Genomic DNA, 8,460 nt, shown 5'->3' with positions numbered 1-8,460 from the left:
CCGACCCCACCCGGTGGGGTCGGCACTACGCTCGAAGGAATTCGCCGATGCCGGCTCAGTGCCGTCGCCGGGCGCGTTCGTTGGCCCTTTCGATCGACTCGACCAGTTCCTTCTTGGTCATCCGGGAGCGCCCGGTGATATCCAACCGCGCGGCGATATCCAGGAGGTGCCGCTTGGACGCATTGGCGTCCACGCCCGCCGCTGTCCGTCCGGCCGCGTCGGGCCCGCCGTGCTCGGCGCGTTCGTCCGACGGACCCTTGCGCGCCTTCTGCTCCCAGTGGTCACCGACCTTCTCGTAACTGTGTTTCAACGCGGCGTAAGCGACCCGGTGGGCCCGTTGCTCGCTGCCGTACTGAGCTACCGCGGAATCGTGCGCCTCGGCGAAGATCCGGCGCGCGTGCTCGTCGGATCGGCGCAGCGTGCCGGGCATTTCGGAAAGCTTCGGGTCACCGCGTCGGGTGGTCTTGGGCATCGCTGACTCCTTTCGTCGGCCGCCCATCCAGGGCTGTGGCGTCCGGTCGCCGTGTGGAGCACGTCTCCGGCGGTGTCACCTGGGACGAGAACCGGGTGATGCCGATGGTCTTGCGTGCTCCCACGTCATGGACGCGCGCTACCCGGGCGCGTGCCCGGTAAACACGGCGCGTCGGGGAGACCCTGCTCACCACCCCTGGTCACGGATGAGGCTCCGTTTCGCCTGCGCCAGCAGCTCATGTTGCGCAGGCGCGCAATAAGCCCACCAGTCCGGGTAGGCGCCGGGATCGCGGACGATATCCTGCAGGGCCGAGGCGTGGGCGAGTACACGGTCCCGCAATTCGTCGGGACAGATGAGCTCTACTCGCTTCTCCGCGAGCCAGACGTCTTCGATCAACCGTCTCGGGTCGGCCGGTGCGCCTCCGCGTTCCCGGATATCGAACTCGGTCTGTAGTCGTTGAGCCGCCTCGAGATAGGTGAGGATCGCGGATTTCAATTCCTCGCGGTGTGCCAGCTGTCTCTCGGCCAGGAACTCCCGCTCGGAGTGGCGGGCCGAATTGCGTTGCACCAGTAGCGTTGCCGAGGCGCCGAGGGCGGCACCCAACAGGGGCGTCAGACCTGTCACCAAGGTCGAGAGCACAGCGGAAGTCACCGTCGGATTCTGCCCAGAGCTCGTCGGTTCTGCCCACCCGAACTCGGCGGCCGGCGGCTTCGGCCGGTGGGGTGTGCCCCCGGCCGGCGGGTCGGCCGAGTGCCACCGGCACCCTGATCGAGGCCGAGAGCGTCGCGGCGATCGACGGCTCGAGGGTGGCGAGGACGGGTAGGGGAGGTCGGCGGTGACGCCCTCATAGCCCTGTCGGCGAACGATGCGCCGACAGCGATCACGCCGGGGTGCAGCCGGTGATTTGTCCGAAAAGCCGGATTGACCTGTGGAAACGGTCGGCTGTTTCTTCTCGGCGCCGGTTTCCGGATCGGTCGATTCTTGTGTAACACTGAGTTCGCCCTACCGAATGTTGGTAAGGCTTGGTTTGGTTCTCTGCGGGAGTGGATGTGGTCGAAAGTGCGTTCGCTTCCGGCGCGCCGTCGGTGGCGGCCCAGCTGTTCGGTAGCGGATTGATCGGTGTCCGCGAAGGCCTCGAGACCGGGATCGTTGTCATGATCTTGGTCGCGTTCCTGGTGAAAGCACAGCAGCAGGCCGCCGTGAAGTGGGTGGCTCTCGGAGTCGGCGGCGCGGTCGCCATGGTGATCGCCATTTTCGCCGGTGTGCATTACGGGACGTCCACGGTGACCGGTGTGGCCGCGGAGCTGATCGCGGGGCTCGCGTCGCTGGCCGCGGTCGTGATCGTCACCTGGATGGTGCTGTGGATGCGGGCGGCCGCGAGGTCCATCTCGGGGGAGCTGAAGAGGGGAATGTCACGGGCGCTGCGCGGTGGCCCGGTCGCGGTGACGACACTGGCGTTCCTGGCGGTGGGCCGCGAGGGGGTGGAAACGGCGCTGCTGCTGGTCGGGTACGCCGAGAACGCGTCCGGTAGCCAATGGCCGCTGATCGGGTTGTTGGCCGGTATCGGGGTGGCTGCCGCGGTCACGGTGCTGATCTACCTGGGTGCGGTCCGGATCGACTTCGCGGCATTCTTCAAGTACACCGGGATCCTGCTGATCATGGTCGCTGCGGGGATTCTCGCCTACGGCATTCGCGCACTGCAGACTGCCTCCTGGTTGCCGGGGCTTTCGCGGCACGCCTTCGATATCTCGTCGTGGTTCTCGATGTCGAGTTGGTACGGCACCGTGGCCCAGGGCATTTTCAACTTCCGTGCGGACCCCACCGTTCTGCAGGCTGCCGCGTGGGTCGCCTACGTGGCCGTGGTGCTGTGGCTGTTCCTGCGCACGGTCCCGGCTGCGTCCGCGGACGGGAGTATCCCGTCGGCGCAGGATTCGGCGGCTTCGCCGCAGTGAACGAAAGGTCCATTTCCGTGCGTAGTTCCTCGATCGCGGTCGCCCTCGTGGCGACGGCACCGCTGCTGCTCGTCTCGTGTACGGCCAAATCGGGGCCGGCGGCCCAGGACGAGATCGCCGTGACCGCCGGCGACTCCTCCTGCGACATCGCCCGCGATTCGGCCGAGACCGGGACTGTGACGTTCCGGATCGTCAACAACGGGACCAAGGTCACCGAGTTCTATGTCTACGGGGCCGGTGACCGGGTGCTCGGTGAGGTCGAGAACATCGGCCCGGGGTTGACCCGGCAGCTGATCGTCTCGGTACCCGATCCCGGCAGCTATTCGACCGCGTGCAAACCGGGCATGGTCGGCGAGGGAATCCGGCACGAGTTCACGGTCACCGGGCAGGCGCGGCAGCGCGACGATTCCGGCAAGCTGGCGGACGCGGCGGCCGGTTACAAGCGCTACCTGGTCAGTCAGGTCACCGCACTGCAGGAGACGGCGAAGACCTTCGTCGCGGCGGTGAAGTCTGGGGACATCGAGACTGCCAAGAAGCACTATCCGGTGACCCGGACCTACTACGAGCGCATCGAACCGGTCGCGGAGAGTTTCCCCGACGATCTGGACCCACGACTGGACCTGCGTGAAGCCGATCTGGCCGAGGGTGACGCGTGGACGGGATTCCATCGACTCGAGAAGGATCTGTGGGTTCGTGGTCCGCAACCGGATACGAATCGCGTCGCCGATCAGCTGCTCACCGATATCGACGAACTGGTGGCCGGCGTGAGCGCCGCGGCGTACTCGATCGATCCGGTGCAGGTGGCCGGAGGTGCGCAGACGCTCCTCGACGAGATCGCGCGCACCAAGATCACCGGTGAGGAGGACATCTTCTCCCATACCGATCTCTGGGATTTCCAGGCCAATGTGGACGGTTCGCAGGCCGCGGTCGCGAGCGTGCGCCCGATTCTGGACGAGCGCGACGCCGAGCTGGGCGCCCTGATCGATCGCCGCTTCACCGAACTCGACGGTGAACTGGCCCAGTACCGGCGTGGCGACGGCTACGTCGGCTACGACACCGTCGGCGACGCGCAGCGCGTCGCGCTCTCGCGTCGGATCGACGCGCTGTCCGCCGTGGTGAGTCAGGTGCAGGGCGTTGTCGCCGAATCCTGAACAGCGGCCGTCTCCGGGCCGCGGCGGTATCACCCGCCGCGGCCTGATCGGGTCGGCCGGAGTCGGTGTCGTCGCGGCGGGGGCCGGTTCGGTCGTCGGAAGCCTGCTGTCCCGGGACCGGACGCCGGCTGCCGACCAGATCGTGCCGTTCCGGGGCACCCACCAAGCCGGAATCCTCACGGCGGCGCAGGACCGATTGCATTTCGCGGCCTTCGATGTGCATACCGATTCGCGTGCCGAACTGGTCGAGCTACTGCGCACCTGGACGGCGATGGCCGAGCGGATGACCGCGGGTCAGGAGGCGTTTCCGGATGGCGCGGTCGGCGGGGGCGCCTACAACCCGCCGGCCGATACCGGTGAGGCGTCGGGCTTGTCCCCGGCGCGGCTGACTCTGACGATCGGATTCGGCCCCTCCCTGTTCACCGATGCCGGGGGCCGGGATCGGTTCGGGCTCGGCGCCCGGAGGCCGCGCGCGCTCGCCGATCTACCCAGATTCACCGGGGACGCTCTGGACCCGGCTCGCAGCGGCGGCGATATCGCAATCCAGGCCTGCGCCGATGATCCCCAGGTGGCGGTGCACGCGATCCGGAATCTGGCGCGGGTCGGCTTCGGAGTGGTCTCGGTGCGGTGGTCGCAGCTGGGCTTCGGTCGTACCTCCTCCACGACGACGGATCAGGTGACGCCCCGGAATCTGTTCGGATTCAAGGACGGGACCCGGAACATCAAAGCCGAAGACCGGCAGGCCGTCGACGAGTTCGTCTGGGTCGGTGACGCCGACGATCAGGAGTGGATGGCAGGCGGCTCCTATCTCGTGGCCCGCCGGATCCGGATGCTCATCGAGCCCTGGGACCGCACGAGCCTGCGCGAACAGGAACGGGTGATAGGCCGGGCGAAGGGGACCGGCGCACCACTCGGCGGCAGCGACGAGTTCGACGACCTCGATCTGCAGTCGTCGGGCCCCGGTGGGCCGTTGATCGATACCGACGCCCATGTTCGCCTGGCCTCCGCCGAAGAACTCGGCGGGATCCAGATCCTGCGCCGCGGCTACAACTTCACCGACGGATCGGACGGCTTCGGCCACCTCGACGCGGGGCTGTTCTTCATCGCGTACTGCCGCGACCCGCTCACCCAGTTCGTCCCCATGCAGAACGCGCTGGCCCGCAACGACGCGCTGAACGAATACATCCAGCACGTCGGTTCGGCGGTGTTCGCCTGCCCGGGCGGGCTGAGCGACGGAGGGCACTGGGGCTCTCTGCTGTTCGGCGACTAACTGCCGCGGGTCCTCACTGCCCCACACACCCGGGGGCCCGGGGGATGCCGGCGAAGCGGTCGGCGAGGAAGTCCATGCCGCCGAGTGCTTCACCCGCGGCTGCTCCGATATGCCCCGGGAACAGCGAACGGGTCGTGGTGAGGGTGGCGCCGGCGGCGCAGTAGGCATCGACGAGGGCGGTATAGCCGGCGACAGGGATCTTCTCGTCGGAGACGCTGTGGTACAGGTAGAGCGGGGCGTCGGGGACGGTGCCACCGAGTTCGTTGGGCAGGGCCGCGGCACGGAAGGCGGCGTTCGTCAGCAGGTTCGGGACCGCGGCGAGGTCGTCGATGTGGATATCCGGATATTTCGCGGCCAGATCCGCACCGCAGGCGGACTCGTCCGCGGTGTGCAGCGCGGTACGTCCCCTGTCGTTCAGGAGATCGGCCAGCCTCGATTCGGGTTCGTTGCGGGCCAGCCCGAGCAGGATCAGTATCGCCCCCGCCTCACCGTCGGCGCGCTCCGCCATGGCCGGGATATCGGTCGGGACGCCGCCCGCGCTGACGCCGGCGAACCCCACGTCGGGTGCGTATTCCTGGCGGAGCTGCGCGGCCCACAGCGTGGCGAAGGCCCCACTGGAGTATCCCCAGGCGCCGATCGGGCTCGCGGGACCGATCCCGGCCGGGGCGAAGGAGCGGGCGGCCCGGATTCCGTCCAGGACTCCACGCCCGGATGTCACCCCGTCGAAGAGCCGCGACTGCGGGCCTTCGTAGTCGCTGACCACGACGGCCCAGCCGCGCCGTAGGGCGTCCGCGAGGAACGGCGCATCCTGCGCGACGGCCGCCATATCGGTGCCGTTGCGTCCGCCGCGCAGGGTGAACGACGGTGCGCACCGGGTGTCGAGACTGTTCTCGGGTACCTGGTACGACAACACCGGCCGCGGCCCGTCCCAGGGCACCGGTGGTACCAGTACCGTCGTCACGTCCAGTTGCGGACGTGACTGCGAATCTGTTGTGCGATAACGCAATTGATGCGCGTCCACCGGTATCGGCAGGCCGAGGAGGGGAATCGTCCGCGACCCGAGCACCGTTCCGTTCGGATGCGCGGCGAGGTCGGCCGGTGCGGCGTAGAAGGGATCGTCGCCGGGCGGCGGGACCGTGGCGCGGGCGACCGGCATCGACAATGCCGCCGACAGCACGACCACGGCGAGCGCGAGGATCGCCGGCCACGGCCGACCGATCCGCCGCGGCCGGGCCGATCGCCGGCGGACGCCGGCAACCGGCGGGCCGAACGGGCCGGTGGCCGAACGCGCTGTCCGGTCCACATTTCTTCGATATGTCGGCAGTGTCTGCTCGGGTTCCATCATGCCTCCGCGTCCGGCCGGGGCGATGCGCGAGCACTCGGGGCCCGCGCTGACCGGCCATGTCACATTTGGGCCAAGATCACGATAGCGTAACGACTGAATGCACGATAGCATAACGATCGCGTGTTCCGTTTCGGCCGATCAATAGCTCATCGAGAAGAGGTGCTGGTCGCAGGGCCGAGGTCGGTGACGACACTGTCACCGAAGCGCAATGGTGACATCGGGCCGGCCCCCGCCGGCGGGCTCGACCGGCGGGCCGCCGTCGATCGGTGCGGTCACGTATGCGGAGGAGAAGTCCGGACGGAGTCGAGCGCGGCGCGGAGACGGGCCTCGACACGCCGTATCGCCGTCCGGCGGACATCGCTACCGCACGGGCTGCGATCCTTGCACCACACCGGCTTCGCACCACCAGATTTCAGGCCCTGACCACCGTGATCGTGGTGAGTCACGGGTGACAACCCCGGGAAGCCCCGGCTCGGCCGGGCGCTTCGGCACACGACACCGGCGCCGGTGCGACACCCGAAATGTCCGAGCGGCGGAAACAGGATGCGGACACAGATGTCGCGGACAGGAGATCCGATGCCGATTCGATGGATTCGACGGCTTGTACTGGGAGTCGTCACGGCGGCAGTTTTCGCCACGGCGCCCATGGGGTCGGCGAGTGCCGACCGGGCCGAGGACATTCCGAGGGGGCTGGAGCCGTTCTATCACCAGCAGCTGGACTGGGCGTCGTGTGACGACCCGATGCTCGCCGGTGCGGGGGCGCAGTGCGCGGGTGTTGTCGTGCCCCTCGACTACAGCCGGCCGGACGCCCGCACGCTGACCGTGGCGATCTCCCGCATCCCGGCGACCGACCCGGACCGCCGCCGCGGGATCATGCTGTCCAACCCCGGTGGCCCGGGCGGCCCGGGCCTGAGCATGATGGCCGGCCTGCAGCAAAGGCTCACCCCGGAGGTGCGCGCCCGATACGACCTGATCGGGATGGACCCACGCGGTATCGGCCGATCGGACCCGGTGAACTGTGCGCTGCCGCTGCCCACCATGTTGTTCTCGGCCGGTCTCGACGCCTTCGGCTTCGCCCGTGACACGGCGCTGGCCGCCGCGCTCGCGGCGTCCTGCGTGGCGCCCGATCCGGAGAAGGCCCGTCAGATCACCACCCGCAATACCGCGCGGGACATGGATATCGTCCGCGCGGCATTCGGTGAGCCTCGGCTCAACTATTACGGCGGCTCGTACGGCACCTATCTGGGCGCGGTCTACGCGCAGATGTTCCCTGGACGCAGTGACCGGATGGTGCTGGACAGCGCCATGGACCCGGACCGCTACTGGATCGGCACGTATCAGGACATGGGTGCCGTCAACGAGGCCGGACTCGACGACTGGGCGGCCTGGGCGGCCCGCCGGGACGGCGACTACCACTTCGGTAGCAGCGGGCCGCAGGTCCGGGCCTTCGTCGAGGACATGATCCGTCGCGCCGCCGCGCATCCGGTCATCGGCAACGGCTACCTCATCGACGAGCACACCGTGCCCATGATGCTGCTGGCGCTGCTGTCGGATCCGCGGAAGAATGCCGACCTCGCCGAGGTCGTACGGGTCGTGGCCGATGCGGTGTCCGGGCTGCCCATCGACATGGAGCAGCTGAAAGCGAAGATCAGCGGCCCCGTCCAGCTGAACGCGTCGGGCATGGCCGCGGTCCTGTGCGGCGATCGGGCCGCACCCCGGGATCCGGCCTGGTATCAGCGCAATATCGAAAGCGCCCGTCCCACTCAGCCGGTGTTCGGTGCGTTCGCCAACAACATCACCGCGTGCGCGTTCTGGCCGGATCCGATCGAGGAGCCCACCCCTGTGCACAACTCGGCACCGGCCCTGATCCTGCAGGCGACCGGTGACACCCGCACTCCCTACCAGCAGGGCCTCGCCCTCCACGAGGATCTGACCGGGTCACGGATGGTCACGCTGGCGGACACCCGCGTGCACGGCGTCCTCCGCGCCGATCTGAGCCACTGCGTGGACGATATCGTCGACACCTACCTCCGTGACGGCGTCCTTCCCGACACCGACATCACCTGCCGACGCGACCCCGGCGCTCTCCCCGACAACTGACCCGCAGTGGCGCCGACCGCGAGACCGCCCGCGGTCGGCGCCACATCCCGGGTGGCCCAGCGCGGTCGCTCCGCTGATCGATTCCCTCGCCGGTGTCCGTCCGGTTCGGCATCGGGTGCCGTCCGTCGGCGCACCGTGGTTCGGGGACGGCGGCCCGCACGGGCACTCGT

General features: G+C 68.6%; 7 protein-coding genes. 4 read left to right on the top strand and 3 right to left on the bottom strand.

Going from position 1 to position 8,460, the window contains the following annotated elements; all coding sequences use genetic code 11:
• Positions 1 to 55: 55 nt before the first annotated feature.
• Both ABZV91_RS14720 and ABZV91_RS14715 read right to left on the bottom strand, forming a co-directional pair.
• The gene (locus ABZV91_RS14720; RefSeq protein WP_355240794.1) at positions 56 to 472 is read right to left on the bottom strand and encodes a ChaB family protein; all 417 of its coding nucleotides are present in this window, start codon (positions 470 to 472) and stop codon (positions 56 to 58) included.
• A gap of 186 nt (positions 473 to 658) precedes the next feature.
• On the bottom strand, positions 659 to 1,123 hold the full coding sequence (locus ABZV91_RS14715) for a hypothetical protein (protein WP_355240792.1): 465 nt from the start codon (positions 1,121 to 1,123) through the stop codon (positions 659 to 661).
• A gap of 398 nt (positions 1,124 to 1,521) precedes the next feature.
• Between ABZV91_RS14715 and efeU the strand changes: the two genes are divergently transcribed.
• Genes efeU through efeB form a run of 3 tightly spaced genes read left to right on the top strand, consistent with a single transcriptional unit; the run spans position 1,522 to position 4,845 of the window.
• Positions 1,522 to 2,424 carry an iron uptake transporter permease EfeU gene (efeU, locus tag ABZV91_RS14710; RefSeq protein ID WP_355240789.1) on the top strand — a complete coding sequence of 301 codons (903 nt, stop codon included), beginning with the start codon at positions 1,522 to 1,524 and terminating at the stop codon, positions 2,422 to 2,424.
• A gap of 17 nt (positions 2,425 to 2,441) precedes the next feature.
• On the top strand, positions 2,442 to 3,575 hold the full coding sequence (gene efeO / locus ABZV91_RS14705) for an iron uptake system protein EfeO (RefSeq protein ID WP_355240786.1): 1,134 nt from the start codon (positions 2,442 to 2,444) through the stop codon (positions 3,573 to 3,575).
• Positions 3,559 to 4,845 carry an iron uptake transporter deferrochelatase/peroxidase subunit gene (efeB, locus tag ABZV91_RS14700; protein WP_355240783.1) on the top strand — a complete coding sequence of 429 codons (1,287 nt, stop codon included), beginning with the start codon at positions 3,559 to 3,561 and terminating at the stop codon, positions 4,843 to 4,845. The genes efeO and efeB overlap by 17 nt, the downstream gene beginning before the upstream one ends.
• Before the next feature lie 13 nt (positions 4,846 to 4,858).
• Here the strand turns inward: efeB and ABZV91_RS14695 are convergent, their stop codons facing one another.
• Positions 4,859 to 6,190, bottom strand: coding sequence for a lipase family protein (locus ABZV91_RS14695; RefSeq protein ID WP_355240780.1), 1,332 nt, complete (start codon positions 6,188 to 6,190; stop codon positions 4,859 to 4,861).
• A 576-nt stretch (positions 6,191 to 6,766) separates the two neighbouring features.
• Here ABZV91_RS14695 and ABZV91_RS14690 point away from each other — a divergent pair.
• The gene (locus ABZV91_RS14690) at positions 6,767 to 8,290 is read left to right on the top strand and encodes an alpha/beta hydrolase (RefSeq protein WP_355240777.1); all 1,524 of its coding nucleotides are present in this window, start codon (positions 6,767 to 6,769) and stop codon (positions 8,288 to 8,290) included.
• Positions 8,291 to 8,460: the final 170 nt, after the last annotated feature.

The sequence above is a fragment of the Nocardia sp. NPDC004568 genome, from assembly GCF_040609955.1.
In the GTDB taxonomy this organism is placed as follows: domain Bacteria; phylum Actinomycetota; class Actinomycetes; order Mycobacteriales; family Mycobacteriaceae; genus Nocardia.
This window is presented reverse-complemented; position numbering and strand designations above follow the sequence as displayed.